General features: G+C 41.4%; 18 protein-coding genes. 13 read left to right on the top strand and 5 right to left on the bottom strand.

Translation table 11 applies throughout. The features are described from left to right. Positions 1-31: 31 nt before the first annotated feature. Complete coding sequence (locus AAEY94_RS06350; RefSeq protein ID WP_350978047.1) at positions 32-751, bottom strand: arginyltransferase; 720 nt, start codon at positions 749-751, stop codon at positions 32-34. Continuing rightward, the gene (gene aat / locus AAEY94_RS06345) at positions 741-1,448 is read right to left on the bottom strand and encodes a leucyl/phenylalanyl-tRNA--protein transferase (protein WP_350978045.1); all 708 of its coding nucleotides are present in this window, start codon (positions 1,446-1,448) and stop codon (positions 741-743) included. Before aat ends, AAEY94_RS06350 begins: the two co-directional genes overlap by 11 nt. A gap of 52 nt (positions 1,449-1,500) precedes the next feature. Between aat and AAEY94_RS06340 the strand changes: the two genes are divergently transcribed. Further along, positions 1,501-1,989 (top strand): outer membrane lipoprotein, encoded by a 489-nt coding sequence (locus AAEY94_RS06340; RefSeq protein WP_502959385.1) that lies wholly within the window; start codon positions 1,501-1,503, stop codon positions 1,987-1,989. A gap of 174 nt (positions 1,990-2,163) precedes the next feature. On the opposite strand, the gene AAEY94_RS06335 is transcribed toward AAEY94_RS06340, so the two are convergent. After that, positions 2,164-2,526, bottom strand: coding sequence for a hypothetical protein (locus AAEY94_RS06335; RefSeq protein WP_350978042.1), 363 nt, complete (start codon positions 2,524-2,526; stop codon positions 2,164-2,166). 424 nt (positions 2,527-2,950) lie between these two features. On the opposite strand from AAEY94_RS06335, the gene AAEY94_RS06330 reads away from it, so the two are divergent. Beyond that, entirely contained in the window at positions 2,951-3,703 is a 753-nt protein-coding gene (locus tag AAEY94_RS06330; protein ID WP_162024351.1) for a Nif3-like dinuclear metal center hexameric protein, read from the top strand. A 101-nt stretch (positions 3,704-3,804) separates the two neighbouring features. Continuing rightward, positions 3,805-5,730, top strand: a complete 1,926-nt coding sequence (locus tag AAEY94_RS06325; protein WP_162023294.1) for a monovalent cation:proton antiporter-2 (CPA2) family protein — start codon at positions 3,805-3,807, stop codon at positions 5,728-5,730. Between the two features lie 110 nt (positions 5,731-5,840). Here the strand turns inward: AAEY94_RS06325 and metG are convergent, their stop codons facing one another. Then, positions 5,841-7,892: a methionine--tRNA ligase gene (gene metG / locus AAEY94_RS06320; protein WP_101086967.1), complete on the bottom strand. Its 2,052-nt coding sequence runs from the start codon at positions 7,890-7,892 to the stop codon at positions 5,841-5,843. A 156-nt stretch (positions 7,893-8,048) separates the two neighbouring features. Between metG and apbC the strand changes: the two genes are divergently transcribed. Genes apbC through AAEY94_RS06275 form a run of 9 tightly spaced genes read left to right on the top strand, consistent with a single transcriptional unit; the run spans position 8,049 to position 15,141 of the window. Beyond that, on the top strand, positions 8,049-9,164 hold the full coding sequence (apbC, locus tag AAEY94_RS06315) for an iron-sulfur cluster carrier protein ApbC (protein WP_101086968.1): 1,116 nt from the start codon (positions 8,049-8,051) through the stop codon (positions 9,162-9,164). 9 nt (positions 9,165-9,173) lie between these two features. After that, positions 9,174-9,812 carry a uridine kinase gene (udk, locus tag AAEY94_RS06310; protein WP_101086969.1) on the top strand — a complete coding sequence of 213 codons (639 nt, stop codon included), beginning with the start codon at positions 9,174-9,176 and terminating at the stop codon, positions 9,810-9,812. Positions 9,813-9,835: 23 nt separating this feature from the next. Continuing rightward, complete coding sequence (gene dcd / locus AAEY94_RS06305) at positions 9,836-10,420, top strand: dCTP deaminase (RefSeq protein WP_101086970.1); 585 nt, start codon at positions 9,836-9,838, stop codon at positions 10,418-10,420. Beyond that, on the top strand, positions 10,420-11,253 hold the full coding sequence (gene pabC, locus AAEY94_RS06300) for an aminodeoxychorismate lyase (RefSeq protein WP_350978036.1): 834 nt from the start codon (positions 10,420-10,422) through the stop codon (positions 11,251-11,253). Before dcd ends, pabC begins: the two co-directional genes overlap by 1 nt. Next, a complete protein-coding gene (mltG, locus tag AAEY94_RS06295; protein WP_502959386.1) occupies positions 11,253-12,263 on the top strand; it encodes an endolytic transglycosylase MltG in 1,011 nt (336 codons plus the stop codon). Before pabC ends, mltG begins: the two co-directional genes overlap by 1 nt. Then, on the top strand, positions 12,260-12,907 hold the full coding sequence (tmk, locus tag AAEY94_RS06290; RefSeq protein ID WP_162023291.1) for a dTMP kinase: 648 nt from the start codon (positions 12,260-12,262) through the stop codon (positions 12,905-12,907). The genes mltG and tmk overlap by 4 nt, the downstream gene beginning before the upstream one ends. Positions 12,908-12,935: 28 nt before the next feature. Beyond that, positions 12,936-13,919, top strand: a complete 984-nt coding sequence (gene holB / locus AAEY94_RS06285) for a DNA polymerase III subunit delta' (protein ID WP_059743857.1) — start codon at positions 12,936-12,938, stop codon at positions 13,917-13,919. Between the two features lie 51 nt (positions 13,920-13,970). Then, positions 13,971-14,297: a PilZ domain-containing protein gene (locus AAEY94_RS06280; protein WP_059743855.1), complete on the top strand. Its 327-nt coding sequence runs from the start codon at positions 13,971-13,973 to the stop codon at positions 14,295-14,297. Between the two features lie 55 nt (positions 14,298-14,352). Next, entirely contained in the window at positions 14,353-15,141 is a 789-nt protein-coding gene (locus AAEY94_RS06275; RefSeq protein WP_350978030.1) for a TatD family hydrolase, read from the top strand. Positions 15,142-15,641: 500 nt separating this feature from the next. On the opposite strand, the gene rsmF is transcribed toward AAEY94_RS06275, so the two are convergent. Next, positions 15,642-17,096, bottom strand: coding sequence for a 16S rRNA (cytosine(1407)-C(5))-methyltransferase RsmF (rsmF, locus tag AAEY94_RS06270; RefSeq protein ID WP_350978027.1), 1,455 nt, complete (start codon positions 17,094-17,096; stop codon positions 15,642-15,644). A gap of 124 nt (positions 17,097-17,220) precedes the next feature. On the opposite strand from rsmF, the gene AAEY94_RS06265 reads away from it, so the two are divergent. Next, the gene (locus tag AAEY94_RS06265) at positions 17,221-18,447 is read left to right on the top strand and encodes a spore maturation protein (protein ID WP_182743895.1); all 1,227 of its coding nucleotides are present in this window, start codon (positions 17,221-17,223) and stop codon (positions 18,445-18,447) included. Positions 18,448-18,472: the final 25 nt, after the last annotated feature.

The following is an 18,472-nucleotide window of genomic DNA, read 5'->3' as shown; positions in this document are numbered from 1 at the left end:
ATGCCCCAAAAACACTGAACTGTAAAGGGCGTTAACGAGAAAGAGCCGTAAGATTTTCACCAACTTGCCAACCGAGTGCTGTTAAAATTTGATACGGACGGTATTGACGTTTGTAGCTCATTTTCCGATTTTGATCAATTTGATAGCCTAAATATAAAAAACGTTTACCCAATGATTTTGCTAATTGGCATTGGATTAAAATCATCAGCGAACCTAATGAACGGTCGGCATAATCAGGATCAAAATAACTGTAAATTGCTGAGAAGCTGCTCATCATTTCATCGGTTACGGCTACCCCAATTAATCGCTCTTGATCAAACACCTCAATAAACATCGGCGGTAACCAATCTGATAATAAAAAATCATCATATTGGGTTGGCGATGCAGGAAACATTGGCCCATCGTTGTGACGTTCATTGATATAACGTTGATACAAATCATAGTGCTCTGGCCGTGAGGTATGAGTGACTTTCCAATGCAAATCTTGGTTGTTTTTTAAGGTTCTTTTTTGGCGTTTAGATAATATAAAATCATTAACATTCAATCTAATAGGCTGACAAGCTTGGCAGGAGGGACAACGAGGTTTGTAAATAGCATTGCCGTTACGACGAAAGCCCATCGTCAGCAGTTGTTCAAACAGCGCTGCGTCTATTTGCGGTTCTTGGATCACCAGCAATTGCTCTTTATTACCTTCAATATAATTGCAATCAAAAGGCTGGCTTATTCCAACGCTGACAGATTTAGAATTCAATAAACACCTCTTGTTTGTTCCACATTGACGCTGAAGTTGTACGATCTCTGTACTGATGAAGCACCGTTAAAAACTCGCTTCTAGGTAAGGCTTTAGCCCCAAGGCTAACTAAGTGAGGATTCATTACTTGCGCATCAATCAATTGAAAATCGTGTTTCACCAAGTGTTGATTCAGTATAGCAAAGGCTGCTTTTGATGCATTTGTTTGACGATGAAACATCGATTCACCGCAAAAAATACCGCCCACCGGAATACCATACAATCCGCCCACTAGCTGTTCGCCATCCCATACTTCAATAGAATGAGCACGCCCTTGGAGATGCAGCTCATAGTAGGCCATTTGTATTTCGGCCGAAATCCAAGTGCCATCTTGGGTGTTACGGGGCCCAGCACAACCGGCAACAACATCTAAAAATGCATGATTGATGGTAAAGCGCCATGAAGACTTTTTAAGAAATTTAATTAAGCTTTTACTGCCAAAAGGATGGCAAGGCGTGAATACCGCTCGAGGATCGGGAGACCACCACAAAATGGGGTCATTAGCGTTAAACCAAGGGAAAATACCTTGGTAATAGGCTTGTGCTAGGCGGTCTGGCCGTAAGTCTCCTCCGATGGCTAATAGACCATTCGGATCAGTAAGAGCTTGCTCTGGCGGCGGGAAGCCGATGGATTGATTTAAATAAGACAGTGAGTTCACAATTGAGTATATTATTTGTAATACCTTATCGTTAACTTAGCGGAAAATGGCCATGTTTAAAATCATAACTGTAAGTGTGAAGAGTTTTTTTGCAGTATTGCTGACTATTTGTTTGTTTTGTGGTCAAAGCCAAGCTGCTTACGAACGTAATCAAGCCGTTCCAGTTGAAAAAGTGTTATACGGCCACATTGAATCTGTGAAGCATGTGACAGAGAAACAGCTAGTAGAAGACAGTCGAAGCGGTTGGAAAACCTTTGGCGGTGCATTAATCGGTGGTGTCATCGGTCATCAATTTGGTGGCGGTTCAGGTAAAGATGTTGCCACTGTTTTGGGGGCGTTGATTGGCGGTGGCATTGGCAGTCAGCACGGTAACCAACAATATTATCTTGAAACTAAGTTAGTTGAACTAATGATAAAGCAAGAAGATGGTAGCCAAGTTATGGTGATCCAAGATGCGGATCCGGGTATGAGTTTTACTGCCGGAGATGAGGTTAGGGTGGTTTACTTAACCGGTTATGTCAGGGTCGACCTAGCGATGTAAATATTCTCGATGTATTTATTCTCGATGTAATTATTCTCGATGTATTTATTCTCGATGTAATTATTCGCGATGTGAAAATGCAACTAAAACAAAAGGAGCCTAGGCTCCTTTTGTTTACACACTGTGGTCAATATTTGCTAACAATACTGTTTGATCTGTTGTTGCTAATAGAGATTAAAATCCACGCGGCAAGGTTTGATGACCGGTTGTGTTTTCGAGTTTTTTACGCCACAACTGCTTAGGCGTTAATCCGCCTGAGTTTGATTGCACTTTTTTACTCGGTTGTTTTTTCGCTGCAGTTTTTGCCGTTAACCTTGCAGCAGGCTTAATAGCTGCTTGGCGCGCAGTAGGTGCTTTTTTTACTGACGATGCAGTTAGTTGTGCATGCATGGATTCAAGTTCGCTAAAGCGCACTGATTTACCGCCGTCAATTTTGTACCAGCTGCCAGCTTGTTCAATAGAAACTGCTTGTCCAGACTGCTTTTCAAGAGCCATTTGTAGTTGGCCGATGACCTCTTCTTTAGTCAATGTTGTCATAGTTAATAACCTATTTGTTATCATGTTAAATGAAGGTTGTTACTAATTTTAATGTGTGAAGGCTACAAAAGTCCAATTAGTGGCTGTAATTGTCGGTTTATCCCTCATAAAGTCCGATTTATCAGCGTTTATGACTGCTGTTGTTGAAATATTCGACAGTGAGTTACATTGAATTATTAAACTCATCTCTAGTGAAGGTATTGAATAAATAAGCTAAAATTAGCACGATACCGTTTATTATTCTGAGCAGAGGTTAATTAGTTAAATCCCTAAAAAATCGTACAACTCAGTGGCTGATTCGCTTGCAATTCAACAACGGATTGTAAGTGATAAACGGCCCATTATCTTCTGAGTTGACTTCAGAGGCTTCTATCCATTTTGTTAGGAAAATATTATGTCAACACATCATCAAGGCTCCTCTACCATTACTCGTCAAACGTTAGGGACATATTTAGACAGTTTTTTAAACGTGTCAGCCTTTAAAGACTACGCTCCTAATGGCTTACAAGTTGAAGGTAAGTCTGATATCCGCACGATTGTGACAGGCGTAACAGCATGCCAAGCATTAATTGAGCAAGCGGCGGCCGTTAATGCTGATGCTATTCTTGTTCATCACGGTTTTTTTTGGAAAAACGAGCCAGAAATTATCACTGGGATGAAGTATCGCCGAATTAAGGCATTAATGGACCATGATATGAGTTTATTCGGCTACCATTTACCGCTTGATGCCCATCACGGTATTGGAAATAATGCCCAACTAGCTTACCAGTTAGGGATTATTAGTCCTCGAGTATATGAACCAGTAGGACAAGACTTACTCTGGCATGGTCATTTAGAGCATCCTTTAAGCGCCAGCGAATTTAGTCAATTACTGACTAAGGTACTTAAACGTGCACCATTACATATTGGTGATAACAGCAAGCCTATTTCAACCTTGGCTTGGTGTACTGGTGGTGCTCAAGACTATATTGATTATGCAGCCCAAATGGGGGTAGATGCGTTTATAAGCGGTGAAGTGTCAGAACGTACTTATCATGCGGCAATGGAGCAAGGGCTGCATTATTTTGCTGCAGGACATCATGCTACTGAACAATTTGGTATTCAGGCATTAGGGCAGCATTTAGCCAGTAAGTTTGATTTAACCCATCATTTTATTGATATCGTTAACCCAGTGTAGTGGATTAAAATACATCGCTGAATATTGGCCCGCACTTGTACTTGCACTTGTAATTGCAGTGTAAAAGTCGATATTAATTATTTACCCGATAAGGACCCCCAATGACAGAGTACTTTTTACAGGCTTTTATTTATCTCACCGCTGCAGTCATTGCTGTTCCGTTAGCGAATAAATTAGGCTTGGGTTCCGTGTTGGGATATTTGATTGCGGGTGTGGTCATTGGTCCTATTGTTGGTTTAGTGGGCAGTGAAACCAATACCATTCAACACTTTGCCGAATTTGGTGTGGTGATGATGCTATTTTTGGTTGGCTTAGAACTGGAACCCAAAATGTTGTGGGCGATGCGTAATCGTTTACTGGGTCTTGGTGGCTTACAAGTTGTGGGTTCGGTTGTGGTGGTAATGGCTTGTGCAATTTATGCGGGCTACCAACTGAGTATTGCATTAACGATAGGATTAATTTTTTCACTATCCTCTACCGCAATTGTGTTGCAGACCTTATCTGAAAAACGCCTCAATAAAACCCACGCCGGAAAGAACGCATTTTCGGTATTGTTGTTTCAAGACATCGCGGTCATCCCCATGTTGGCCTTTATTCCGTTATTAGCCTTACCTGAGTTAGTTGAGAAAGCCCAAGCTGCAGTTAGTAGTATGAGTGAACAACACGAGCAGTTAAGCCTAGTGGCCTCATTACCTGGTTGGGCATATGCCATTGTACTGGTATTAGCTATTGGGGCTGTGGTGTTAGGTGGTCACTATCTCAGTAGACCATTATTTAAAATGGTCGCCGAATCAGGTGCTCGTGAAATCTCCACCGCAGCAGCACTTATGTTGGTCATCGGCATTGCGGCATTAATGAGTTTAGTGGGTATATCACCCGCATTAGGCACCTTTTTAGCAGGCGTTGTACTGGCAAACAGTGAATTTAAGCATGAGCTTGAAGCCAATATTGGTCCGTTTAAAGGCTTATTATTGGGATTGTTTTTTATCACTGTTGGCGCTGGAATCGACTTTACGGTTCTATTTGCTGATTTTGGTGAAATAATTGCAATCACCTTAAGTGTTATGCTGATTAAAGCACTTGTGCTGTATTTATTAGCGTTGATTTTTAGGATTAAGGGCAGTGATCGTTGGTTGTTTGCGTTATGTCTGGCTCAAGCGGGGGAGTTTGGTTTTGTATTACTGAGTTTCAGTGTTCAACAGCATGTTATTCCAACTGATCTGGCGCAGACTTTATCTATCGTAGTCGCGTTATCGATGTTTTTAACCCCAGGGTTATTTATATTATTCGATAAAGTGATTTATCCACGCTTTCAAGTGAAAAAAAATCAGCGTGAACAGGATAATATTGATGATGAGGGCACGGTGATTATTGCGGGTATTGGCCGTTTTGGCCAGGTGGTAAATCGCTTTTTAATTTCGAATAATATTAAAACCGTAGTGCTCGATTATCAGGTTTCACAGGTCGACGCTATCAGGCGTATTAATACTAAGGCCTATTTCGGTGATGCGACTCGTCCAGATTTATTAAAAACTGCTGGCATTGAACAAGCTTCGCTTTTTGTGGTGGCCATCGATAATAGAGAAAGTAGTGTGGAGTTAGTTAAATACTTACATCATACCTACCCTAAACTTAAGATTGTTGCTAGAGCATTTGACCGTGGTCATGGGCATTTATTAAAAGAGGCTGGCGCTGACGCGGTCGAGTCGGAAACGCATCATTCAGCTCTTGAACTCAGCTTGTCATCGTTACAGTTATTAGGTCATTCGGAAGAATATGTGTTGAGACGAAAGGCAACCTATAAGCGGGTTGAAAAAGAAGCCTCTAAACGTTTATACGATATGTGGTTGAAAGAATCAGTGGGTGAGCGTTTTGGTAACGATTTTATTAAACTGTTTATGTTATATGAAGAGCGATTAAAGCAGGCAATGGATGAAGATAATGCCACTCACCAACAAGATGTAGATATCCAGAACGAAGTTAATGCAAAGCCAAAATCAGATGTTGATGTTAATTCTAATCATTAATGCACTACTTTATACTTGTAGATTAATCACTTAATCACTGGTAGTGTTTTTCTGGATGTGTTTCTGTTGAAAAGACCGCCGAGGCGGTCTTTTTTCTATGTATTTAACAGTTACTTAACGCGCATGCCAGGTTGAGCACCTTCATGGGGTTCTAGTATAAACAGATCTTTACCGCCAGGACCTGCAGCTAATACCATACCTTCTGAATCACCAAACTTCATTGTACGTGGGGCAAGGTTTGCCACCATCACGGTGAGTTTGCCAACCAAATCTTCAGGAGCATAAGCAGATTTAATACCTGCAAATACTTGTTTGGTTTCGCCGCCTAAATCTAATTCAAGACGCAGTAATTTATTGGCTTTCTCGATATGTTCCGCTTTGCTGATACGCGCAATCCGTAAGTCAATTTTTGCGAAATCTTCAAAGCTTATTTCTGGGCTGATAGGATCTTGCTCTAATTGATTAACGGCTTGTGTCGGCGCATCGGTTTTAGGTGCGTCCGTATTACTGGCTTGCAAGTTCTCTTTAGAGGCATCGATGATAGCTTCAATGCTTTTGGGTTCGATACGCTGCATTAATGCTTTAAATGGCGCTATTTCATGACCTGATAAATCTTGGCCCAAATTGTCCCACGTTAAGGTTAACTGTAAAAAACCTTCAACATCACCGGCCAGTTTTGGTAATACAGGCTTGAGGTAAGTGACCAAGATTCTGAATAAGTTTAATGCATTACTGCAAACTTGATGTGCTTCATCTTGTTTATCGTCTTGCTTAACTAATTGCCAAGGTGCTGCGTCGGCAACATAGGCGTTAGCAATATCAGCTAATGCCATGATTTCACGCATCGCTTTGCCAAATTCGCGAGTTTCATATAATTCGGCAATCACTTCGCTTTTGGCTAAGAATATGTCGGTTAAGCTACTGTCGGTTACCTTGGCTAACTTTCCGTCAAAACGTTTGCCGATAAAACCTGCCGTTCGTGAAGCAAGGTTAACTAATTTACCGACTAAATCTGAGTTAACTCGTTGAGCGAAATCTTCTAAATTTAAATCCAAATCATCAATACGACTATTTAATTTAGCCGCGTAATAATAACGTAGGTATTCCGGATCTAAATTATCTAAATAAGTACGCGCTTTAATAAACGTGCCTTTAGACTTAGACATTTTTGAACCGTTTACCGTGACATAGCCGTGAGCATAAACACTGGTCGGTTTACGAATGCCAGCGCCTTCAAGCATTGCTGGCCAGAATAAACTGTGGAAATAAACAATGTCTTTACCGATGAAGTGATACACCTCCGCGGTAGAGTCTAAACTCCAAAAATCGTCAAAGTTTAAATCATCACGCTTGTCACATAGGTTTTTAAATGAGCCCATATAACCGATAGGTGCATCTAACCAAACATAGAAAAATTTACCGGGAGCATCAGGGATTTCAAAACCAAAGTAGGGTGCATCACGAGAGATGTCCCATTGCTTTAGGCCTTGTTCAAACCATTCGTTAAGCTTGTTGGCCATTTCTTGTTGCAATGAACCTGATTGAATCCACTCTTTTAACATGCCTTCAAATGCTGGCAGGTCGAAAAAGAAGTGTTCGGTATCTTTCATTATTGGTGTAGCACCAGAGACTGCCGATTTAGGATTTATCAGATCGGTTGTACTATAAGTTGCACCACAGTTGTCACAGTTATCACCGTATTGATCTTCAGACTTACATTTTGGGCAGGTGCCTTTAACAAAACGGTCAGGCAAGAACATTAACTTTTCAGGGTCATATAATTGTGAAATGGTTTTGGTTTTGATGTAACCGCGATCACGGAGCTTTAGATAAATATCACTGGCCAAAATGCGGTTTTCGTCGCTATGAGTGCTGTGAAAGTTATCAAACTGGATATTGAAATCCGCGAAATCTTGCTGGTGCTCTTTTTGCACTTGGGCAATCATTTCTTCTGGCGTAATGCCCATTTGCTGCGCTTTAAGCATAATCGGCGTGCCGTGAGCATCGTCGGCACAAATGTAGTGGCATTCATGTCCACGTAACTTTTGAAAACGTGACCAAATATCCGTTTGGATATATTCAAGCATGTGGCCTAGATGGATTGGGCCATTGGCATAAGGAAGGGCACTTGTGACCAGTATTTTACGCTGTGATTTTGTCATTTTGTCTCGATATCAAATTACACCAAAAATATTGCCTGATACTAACTGATTAGCAGACTTTTTTCACCAAAACATGACTTAAAAAGGCTTATTAGTCGCTATTTTTTTACCAAGTTCTGATACACTTGTGCAAATTTCTGGTTCGGAGTTGCCGTTTTGGTCAATACGCATACAAATTATCAATTAAGTGATGAATTATTGTCACCAGTGTTAGATATTTTAGAAGCATTTGAAGATCCTTATTTGCATAAAGGTTTGGTTAGTGCAGGATGTGTTACCGCATTGTCGATAGAAGGAAAACGCCTACAATTAGGCTTAGTTTATCCTTATCCGTGTATGACACAATACCGTGACACCGTGATGGCAATAACCAATAAATTGGCTGTTCTTGACGCCATTGATGAAGTGGAATGTGAAATTGATTTCCAACCACGGGTTTATTCCGCGCTGCCAGCCATTGCACCTATTCCTAATGTAAAACAAGTTATTGCTGTGGCTTCTGGTAAAGGCGGTGTGGGTAAATCAACCACCGCAGTAAACCTCGCATTAGCGTTAAAAGCTGAAGGCGCCGAAGTGGGTATTTTAGATGCCGACATTTATGGCCCGTCTATTCCATTGATGTTGGGCATTCCTAATTTTCGTCCACAATCGCCAGATGGAAAGCACATGACACCTGCATTGGTGCATGGCATTTCTGCACAATCAATTGGCTTTATGCTAAGTGGTGATGAAGCTGCAGTTTGGCGTGGTCCTATGGCCGCAGGTGCTTTAGCACAGTTACTTAACGAAACGCAGTGGCCTGAATTAGACTATTTAATCGTCGATATGCCACCAGGAACTGGTGATATTCAACTGACATTATCGCAAAAAGTACCGGTTAGCGGTGCGGTGATAGTGACAACGCCGCAAGATATTGCTTTAGCGGATGCCAAGAAAGGCATCACCATGTTCAACAAGGTCAACATTCCAGTACTTGGGATTATCGAGAACATGAGTTTTCATCTTTGTCCTGAATGTGGCCATAAAGAACACCCATTTGGTACTCATGGTGGTAGTCAAATAGCGGAACGTTATAACGTACCATTATTAGGCTCACTGCCATTACACATCAATATTCGTGAATCAATGGACAATGGTACGCCGAGCGTGATGAGCGAACCAGAAAGTGAAGTGTCAGGGATATATCGCGAAATTGCCCGCAAACTAGGGGCAGAATTAGCACTTCAACAAGTACAATCAACCGTAAAAATTAGCATATCAGAAGACGAGTAAGGTTAAGAGATGAATTCTCAGCAGTGTGTCATTATTGGGATTGCCGGTGCGTCGGCTTCAGGTAAAAGTTTAATTGCTAAAACAATTTTTGAAGAATTGTGTCGTGATTTAGGAACAAATCAAATTGGTGTGATCAATGAGGATGCTTATTATCATGATCAAAGCCATTTGACGATGGAAGATCGTGTCAAAACTAATTACGACCATCCAAAAGCGTTAGACCATCAGTTATTAGCGTCTCATTTATCTCAGCTTAAACAAGGTGAGCCAGTTAGCATTCCATGTTACAGCTATACTGAGCATACTCGTATTAGCGACACGTTGACCATGCAGCCTAAAAAAGTGATTATCTTAGAAGGCATTCTATTATTAACCAATCCTAAATTACGTGACTTAATGGATGCCAGTGTGTTTATGGATACGCCATTAGATATTTGCTTTTTACGTCGGTTAACTCGTGATGTTGCTGAACGTGGCAGAACAATGGAATCGGTTATTTCACAATATAAACGAACCGTACGCCCGATGTTTTTACAGTTTATTGAGCCGTCAAAACAATATGCCGATATTATCGTTCCACGGGGCGGTAAAAACCGTATCGCAACTGATATTTTAAAAGCTAGAATTCAGCATTTATTGGCGAAGTAGCCTTATCTAGAAGAGAGTGCAGCATGCGTTTAACTGATATAGAGATTGAGCAATGTTTAGATAATGGCACCATTATTATCGATCCTCGTCCTGGTATTGAAGCCATTTCGGGAGTGAGCGTGGATGTACGTTTAGGCAGCCAATTTCGTGTATTTAAAGACCATACTGCACCTTACATCGATTTAAGTGGCCCTAGTGCAGAAATGCAAATAGCACTTGATCGGATCATGAGCGATAAAATTGAAATTGCTGATGATCAAGCTTTTTTCCTTCATCCTGGCGAATTAGCATTAGCGGTAACCTATGAAAGTGTGACCTTACCTGCAGATGTTGTAGGTTGGTTAGATGGTCGCTCATCACTTGCCCGTTTAGGGTTGATGGTACATGTGACCGCACATCGTATTGATCCCGGTTGGCAAGGTAAAATCGTACTTGAGTTTTTTAACAGTGGCAAATTGCCGTTGGCTCTTCGCCCTGGTATGACGATTGGTGCGCTTAATTTCGAGCGCTTAAGCTCTGCGGTTGCTCGTCCATATAACACGCGTAAAAGCTCGAAGTACAAAGATCAACAAGAGGCTGTGGCAAGCCGGATCAGCCAAGATAAATAATGGCACCAGTTTGGGTTAATCACGTTGAAAACGGACTAATAAGTCCATTTGATCGTGGTGTTGCTTATGGTGATGGTGTGTTCGCAACCATGCGCACAGCATCAGCTGATATGCCCGCAGGGATCCTATTCCTTGACGGGCATATTTCTCGTTTGCAGCAAAGTTGCGAGCGCCTAAGTATTCAGTGGCATCCAAGCGACTTATTAATACAACAATTAATCCTACTCGCCCAACAATACCCACAAAATTGTATAAAGCTATTGCTGACGCGTGGAGTCGGTGGCCGTGGTTATCAGGCTCCTTTGAGCGCAGACGTTACAGAAGTTGTGTCAGTGCATCCCATTCCTGAGCATTACCTTGATTGGCAGCAAAGTGGTATCTCGCTAGCATCATCACCCATATGTCTTGGCAGGCAACCACTTCTAGCGGGAATGAAACACCTTAACCGATTGGAACAGGTGCTCATAAAGTCACAACCTCTACCGAGTACTCATCAAGATTGGCTAGTGTTTGACTGTGACGGTAATGTGATAGAGTCATCCATGGCCAATATTTTTGTAGTCAAAAATGGTCATGTGTTTACCCCAGCAATAACCCATGCGGGCGTAAGTGGTGTGATGCGTGAGACATTAATTGATACTCTGCTCTGTCAGGGTTTCTCAGTTATGGCTACACAATTAACACTTGGTGATATTCAGGCCGCGGACAATATATTTATAACGAACAGTTTATTTGGCATTGTTGATGTAACTGCCATTGACGATTTTCAATTTAGCCATTGGACGCAAACACCGCGATTCAGGCACATTTTGAGTGTGAATTTATCATCATGATTAAAACCATAAAAACCTTTTTTTTAGCCAGTCTTATTCCTCTATTTACAGTATTTTGTCTTGGAGGATATTGGCTTGTATCTGGCTTAATCGCTTACCAAAAACAGCCATTACAGTTAACTGAAATTCAAACATTAACGGTTGAACCTGGTACTAGTTTGATTAAGCTTGCGCAACAACTAGAGCAACAATCATTTATTACCGATAGCTGGAAAGTTAAATATCTGGTCAAACTTGAACCTAAGCTTGCCCATATTAAAACCGGTTTGTATCAATTGATCCCAGGCGATACATTAGAAGCGTTATTAAAACGGCTGTACTTAGGCCAACAAGTGGTTTTCAGCATCACCTTAATCGAAGGTAAAACCATTGCCGAGTGGCAGCAAGCACTTACCACGACTGAGCATTTAGCAAAAAATACCGACGACTTTAACCAAGTGCTATTACAAAATGGCGATACCTCTGGTTTGCCTGAGGGTAAGTTCTATCCAGAAACATTCCATTATCATGCAGATGATAACTTACAGACTATTTTAAACCGCAGCTACACCATGATGCAGTTAAGCTTAGCGCAAGCATGGGAAGGGCGCGACCCTGATTTAGCCTTATCATCACCTTACGAATTATTAATTATTGCGTCTATTATTGAAAAAGAAACGGGCAAACCTGAAGAGCGTGATTGGGTGTCTGCAGTGTTTAATAATAGACTTAAAAAAGGTATGCGTCTTCAGACCGACCCCACGGTAATTTATGGCATGGGTGAACGTTATAAAGGTAATATTACTCGTAAAGATTTACGCGAAGCAACGGCATTCAATACCTACAAGATTGATGGTTTACCGCCAACGCCTATCGCTGCACCAAGTCGCGCATCATTATTTGCCGCCGCTAATCCAGCCAAAGTAAATTACTTGTACTTTGTTTCACGCAATGATGGCAGTCATGTGTTTTCATCTACGTTGAAAGCCCATAATAATGCCGTAAACGAATTTCAGAGAAAAAGAAAATGACTCAACAGCAAGGCAAGTTTATTGTCATTGAAGGATTAGAAGGCGCGGGTAAATCAAGCGCGATAGCCCTTGTTAACGATATTATTAAGCAGTATATCGGTCAGGCTCCTGTGTGTACTCGTGAGCCGGGCGGGACTCCTTTGGCAGAAAAAATGCGCGATTTAGTTAAAATTGCCGATGAGACAGATCCATTATGCGATGAAGCAGAATGCTTACTTATTTATGCAGCGCGAACACAATTAATCGCCAATGTTATTAAGCCTGCTTTGTCTGCGGGTCAATGGGTACTTGGCGATAGACACAATCTGTCATCATTAGCTTATCAAGGTGGTGGCCGAGGGTTAATGCCATTAGTGAAAGCGGTCAGTGATGCTTGCTTACGTGGTTTTAAACCCGATCTCACTTTATATTTGGATATTGATCCTACGTTAGGCTTAAGCCGTGCAGCCAGTCGTGGCGAGCTTGATAGAATAGAGCAACAAGCGATTGATTTTTTTGAGCGAGCCAGACGAACCTACTTACAATTAGCGCATGAAGATGACAGCATTGTGGTGATTGATGCCAGTCAATCCATGGAACAAGTGCATAATGATATTGGTATACAATTACAACGCCATTTATCCACTCTTATGAGTGAGCAGTGATTGATATTAAAAGGGATAATGTGCCGACATGAGTGATTATCAGATTGACCAGCTGCCTTGGTTAGCCGATCCACATCAGCGTTTTGTTGACCAGCATTATCGAGGCAAAAGCAGTCATGCGCATTTGTTCAACATCGATAAAGCATTAGGGGGCGATAAGCTTGCTAAGGCCGCAGCCCAAACTGTGCTTTGCCAGCAACTCACTCCGGTTGGTGCTTGTGGCCAGTGTAAAAGTTGTTTGTTATTGGCAGCAGGTAATCATCCTGATTTATATATAATCGAACCAGATGGCAACCAAATTAAAGTCGATCAAATTCGTCAGCTCTGCCAAGCGTTAACCCAAACGGCTCAGCAAGGTGGCGCACGTGTAGCTATAATCGTTAATGCCGAACGCTTAAATTTGGCAGCGGCTAATGCATTATTGAAAACCCTTGAAGAACCTGGCGATGATGTTGTACTCATTTTGCAAACCAATACATCAGCCCAGTTACTAGCGACCATTACCAGTCGTTGTCAAACGCTTAATTTTGTTGAGCCAACTAAAAACGAGATCCATCAGTGGTTAGCGGCGCAGCAGTTGTTACCGCCAGCCAATGCCGATGGCAAAATCCATGATGTTACATGGTGTCTTAGTGTTGTTGGTGGTCCTCTTGCGTTAGCAAATAGTTTAACCAGTCAGCATTATCAACAACTGCTGACATTTCGCCAAGATTGGGCCCAAAGTTTACAAACGGGTCATTTAAGCAACAGTTTATTGAAGGTGTCTGAACAACAAATTGTTGATGCACTTAATGTTTTGTATTTGTACTTGCGTCAATATGTGTTAAAAAGTAATAAGCTAAAAACTGAAAACACGAGTCGTCAGTCATTAAATCCACTGGTTCAATCAAAAGTCATTGAACTTGCTGGGCGTGTGATGACCATGTGTCATAGACTTGAAACAATGCCGAGTGTGAACGCGCCAGCCTTGTGTCAACAATATGTGCTCACATTTAGACAGTTGACCCATTAAAACGTTTTTATATTGATTTTTAACCTGCTTATGGAAAGAAAATAATTATTTATGGTCGATCTTGTTGTTAATTACGATACATTACATAAACTTTATCGTGCTTATATGCCTTTTATTAAGCCTGCAGGTTTATTCGTTGCGACTACAGAAAGTCATTTTTTAGGCCAAGAGCTTACCATTGCTTATCGATTGCCTAATGCCACTCAAACAAATGAATTTAAAGGCACAGTGGTATGGATTAATCCATTAGGTGCATCTGGTGGGCGCCCAGCGGGTATTGGGGTTAAAATTAAAACTGATGTTGAAAGTCATAAACATCATATTGAAAAATTATTATCAAGCGAACTTGCCTCTAGCGATTTGACCTGCACTATGTAGCTAGGTATTCTTGCGCATCTGTTTTATTTGTTAATGTAGTTGCGAAAGAATTCCCATGCTAATTGATTCACATTGCCACCTTGACCGCTTAAAAGCGGCCCCAGACTCAGCCAGTTTACAATTCATTATGGACAATGCCAAAGCTCAAGGCGTTGACTATCTATTGTGCGTCAACGTTCGTCAGCAAGGCTTTGAAGCCATGCGAGATAAAATGTCTGCCTTTAATAATGTGTTTTTGTCTTCTGGCGTACATCCTCTCGATGTACAAGAAGGGTTGAATATTGAAGACATTAAACGTTTTGCACAAGATCCCAGAGTGGTTGCCATTGGCGAAACAGGCTTAGATTATTTCTATTCAAATGACACAAAAACCTTGCAACAGCAGTGCTTTGAACAACAAATTGCGTTAGCTGTTGAGGTGAATAAACCATTAATTGTACATACTCGCGATGCCCGTGAAGATACCATTAATATGCTAAAAGCAGGTCATGCCGACAAAGTGGGTGGCGTGTTGCATTGCTTTACTGAAAACTGGGAAATGGCCAAAGCCGCCATTGATTTAGGCTTTTATATTTCTGTTTCAGGAATTGTAACGTTTAAAAATGCAGGTGAATTGCGCAGTGTTATTCGCCAAGTACCAAAAGACCGATTACTGGTCGAAACCGATTCACCTTATTTAGCTCCGGTGCCGCATCGTGGCCAAGAAAATCAGCCTGCTTATGTTCGAGATGTTGCCGAATTTGTCGCAGAATTGCGCGGTGAAAAATTCGAAGAGTTAGCTCAATACACCACGGATAACTTTTTTAATTTATTTAAAGATGCCGCTCAGTTAGTTGGCCGCTAAATCAAATCTGCAGCTAGTTCAAGATTGAAGCTAATTCAATCCTGAGACTAACAGCAAATTATCTAATTTGTGGCTTACTTCGCGGCAATAAAGTTCTGATATGCCTGCTGTGCAGGCAAACAAAATAACGTTAGCGCAGTTGCTTAAATAATTGCGCTAACGTTACTCAAATACCACCATGAACCTATGACTTAAGCACATTTTAGGGCGTGCTGGTGGGTGAAATAATAAAAAAAGGCCCAAAACTATCCAATTGTTTTGGGCCTAGGGAAAGGGCTCGATTAAGAGCCTTGCGCTACTGTTGTGGCATCTTAAGATAGCTTAAAATGCCAAATACTGAGTCGAACATGAATTAATTATAGGCACTCAAATTGTGTTGTGCATAAAATTTAATTAATAATGTTGGTTTAGCACTCTGTTTTATCACTGTGTTGTATAGTAATTCATTGATAATTATGTTTTATATTCTTTATTCTTGCTCATCGAAATAGTGTAGCGTGCTATAGGCTCAAGTTAACGTTATCGCGGACCAAATCACGCGGTAAATTGTTTTTCAGTCTATGGCCTAAATGTTTTACAACCCCAAGCACGACTTTATGATAACTCACTAACATTTCGCCTTGTGGCATGATGGCTAACTGCTGCTGTGTCGGTTGATCAAAAGTGCTTGTAGCAATATCACGACCCATTAAAAAACCTTGTGCTTGCGACGCACTTAATTCCATGGTTTTTGCTGGATTATGCGCTGCTGCCGATAAAGCAATAACGGCTTCATGTTTAGCTTTGTAGCCTTTTTTCATCGCATCAGCGAGCTTAATACCAATACGCTGAAAACGCATCTTGCCTATAAAAGGCATAAATTGGGCTGGAAACAACCAATATTCATCGTCACGCAACATGATCACGTCATCGCTGGGTAACTCGAGACAGAAGTTGTTTTGAAAGTATTGTGTTAATTCCACTTTTTGCTTTTCGTTTACGGGAGTAAAAGGAAAGTTTTTTTGTAATTTAGGCTGTTTTTTTACTCGCTCGACTGAGGCGGTTTTACGAATTTTGGCGACAAAAAATCCTTCGCTGTCGTAAATCTGTGGCCAAACATGTAAAAAACCTTCTTTAGTGCATGCTTTATCTGCACCATCAAATAACTCAGCCAGTGACACAAACTCAACCGCATCAGGGTAAGTTTGCTGTAAGTGATAACAGATATGTTGGTTTTCTAACTGGCTTAGAGTACAAGTCGAATAGACTAACACTCCGCCTGGCTTTAACGCTAAAAATGCTGATTCGATAAGATCTTTTTGGGTTTCAGCAATCGCAGTAACATCTTCAATATCCCAGTGTTTTAATGCCAAGGGATCTTTACGGACGGTACCTTCGCCGCCACAAGGAGCATCCAATAAAATAGCATCAAACGATTCATATAAATATTCACCAAAGACTCGGCCATCAAAATGGGTTAGGGCGGTGTGGCTGGCCCCCATACGTAACACATTAGCGTGTAATACTTTAACGCGACTGGCAGAATATTCATTAGCGACTAATAAGCCACTGTTATTCATTAAGGCTGCGATTTGCGTTGTCTTAGAACCTGGTGCAGAAGCGACATCTAAGATTATTTCGGCGGCGGTTTCATTGGAAAACAATGCGGTCGGCGGCAGCATTGAGCTGGCTTCTTGGATATAAAATAGCCCTTGAATATGTTCAATGGCATTACCCAGTTGGATATCATCTTTACCCTCAATCCAAAATCCGTCAGCACACCAAGGTACTGGAGACAGTTGCCAGCCGGCTTTAGTCATGATGCTGACAAATTGTGCAGTACTGATTTTAAGCGTATTCACCCGAATGGATTTACGAAGTGGTTTATCACAATAGGCGATAAACTCTTCTAAAGCCAAGTGAGCGGGTAACTCTTTCTCAATGTGATTGATAAAGTTTATATTTAATTGGGCCATAATAAGAAATGATACATTATTGTTGCAGTAATTGAAGCGATCATATCACGGAATTGTACACCCTGTTTGGCAATGATTACTGTATATTGACGTTAATAAAACCGACTGGCTAATGGAGTGGTGTGTGCTAAATAGAGTGTGGTTATTATTTTTTATCATTGCTGCGTTGTCTATCTCGATTCAATTAGTGAATGGCAATGTCGATGTATTAAGCGAGTCGGTGACGGCATTGTTTGCCAGTGCTAAGTTAGCCGCTGACATCTCGCTTGGCTTAATTGGTGTGTTAGCGTTATGGATGGGCTTGATGCAAGTCGGTGAAAAGGCCGGTGTGGTGGGTTTGTTTGCCCGCATATTTGAACCTTTACTGTCTAAGTTGATGCCAGAAGTTCCTCGTGGACATGTCGCCTATGGCAGCATTAGCATGAATCTTACTGCTAACATGCTGGGACTGGACAATGCAGCAACGCCTTTAGGCTTAAAAGCGATGCATGATCTGCAAACTCTTAACCCTGTAAAATCAGTAGCAACCAACGCCCAAATTTTATTTTTAGTATTAAATACTTCATCAGTAACATTAGTCCCTGTAACAGTCTTTCTTTATCGTGCCCAACAAGGTGCGGCTAATCCTGCTGATATCTTTTTACCCATTTTATTGGCCACAAGTGTTTCCACCGTTGTGGGACTATTGGTTGTCGCGTTAGTGCAGCGTATCTCGTTAATCAATAGTGTTATTTTGGCTTATGCTGCAACCATTATGAGTGTATTCATGGCCGGGATTGCTTATTTGGTGACATTATCCGCCGATGCGATAGGCCAGGTGTCTATGGTGTTAGGTAACGGTATACTGTTGTTGCTGATTTTAAGTTTTATTTTAGTCGCAGGTTATCGCAAAATTGCCGTGTATGACGAGTTTGTTGATGGCGCTAAACAGGGCTTTAGCCAAGCAATTCAGCTAATCCCTTATTTGCTGGCGATGTTATTAGCCATTGGGTTTCTTAGGGCTTCAGGGGCGTTAGATTATGCCTTACAGCTGTTAGCAAGTGGCGTGAGTGCATTAGGCGCCGATACGCGCTTTATTGATGCGATGCCAACCGCGTTCATGAAACCTTTTAGCGGTTCTGGTGCGCGTGCGATGATGTTAGAAACCATGAGTCATCACGGAGTTGATTCTTTTGCGGGCCGACTAGCAGCTATTTTACAAGGCAGTACCGAAACGACATTTTATGTGTTGGCTGTGTACTTTGGTTCAGTGGGGATCCGTAATGGTCGTCATGCACTAGGGTGTGGTTTAGCAGCAGATTTTGCAGGTATTAGTGCCGCCATCGGTGTGTGTTATTGGTTTTATGGTTAAAAATCAATTATCGAAATCAATTATC

The sequence above is a fragment of the Shewanella sp. AC34-MNA-CIBAN-0136 genome, assembly GCF_040309945.1.
Classification (GTDB): Bacteria; Pseudomonadota; Gammaproteobacteria; order Enterobacterales; family Shewanellaceae; genus Shewanella.
This window is presented reverse-complemented; position numbering and strand designations above follow the sequence as displayed.

What these genes read in the sequence shown, in the direction of transcription:
- AAEY94_RS06340 (WP_502959385.1), top strand. Translation starts at nt 1,501, where the DNA reads ATGTTTAAAATCATAACTGTAAGTGTGAAGAGTTTTTTTGCAGTATTG.
- AAEY94_RS06335 (WP_350978042.1), bottom strand. Translation starts at nt 2,526, where the DNA reads ATGACAACATTGACTAAAGAAGAGGTCATCGGCCAACTACAAATGGCT.
- AAEY94_RS06325 (WP_162023294.1), top strand. Translation starts at nt 3,805, where the DNA reads ATGACAGAGTACTTTTTACAGGCTTTTATTTATCTCACCGCTGCAGTC.
- metG (WP_101086967.1), bottom strand. Translation starts at nt 7,892, where the DNA reads ATGACAAAATCACAGCGTAAAATACTGGTCACAAGTGCCCTTCCTTAT.
- udk (WP_101086969.1), top strand. Translation starts at nt 9,174, where the DNA reads ATGAATTCTCAGCAGTGTGTCATTATTGGGATTGCCGGTGCGTCGGCT.
- dcd (WP_101086970.1), top strand. Translation starts at nt 9,836, where the DNA reads ATGCGTTTAACTGATATAGAGATTGAGCAATGTTTAGATAATGGCACC.
- pabC (WP_350978036.1), top strand. Translation starts at nt 10,420, where the DNA reads ATGGCACCAGTTTGGGTTAATCACGTTGAAAACGGACTAATAAGTCCA.
- tmk (WP_162023291.1), top strand. Translation starts at nt 12,260, where the DNA reads ATGACTCAACAGCAAGGCAAGTTTATTGTCATTGAAGGATTAGAAGGC.
- holB (WP_059743857.1), top strand. Translation starts at nt 12,936, where the DNA reads ATGAGTGATTATCAGATTGACCAGCTGCCTTGGTTAGCCGATCCACAT.
- AAEY94_RS06280 (WP_059743855.1), top strand. Translation starts at nt 13,971, where the DNA reads ATGGTCGATCTTGTTGTTAATTACGATACATTACATAAACTTTATCGT.
- AAEY94_RS06275 (WP_350978030.1), top strand. Translation starts at nt 14,353, where the DNA reads ATGCTAATTGATTCACATTGCCACCTTGACCGCTTAAAAGCGGCCCCA.
- rsmF (WP_350978027.1), bottom strand. Translation starts at nt 17,096, where the DNA reads ATGGCCCAATTAAATATAAACTTTATCAATCACATTGAGAAAGAGTTA.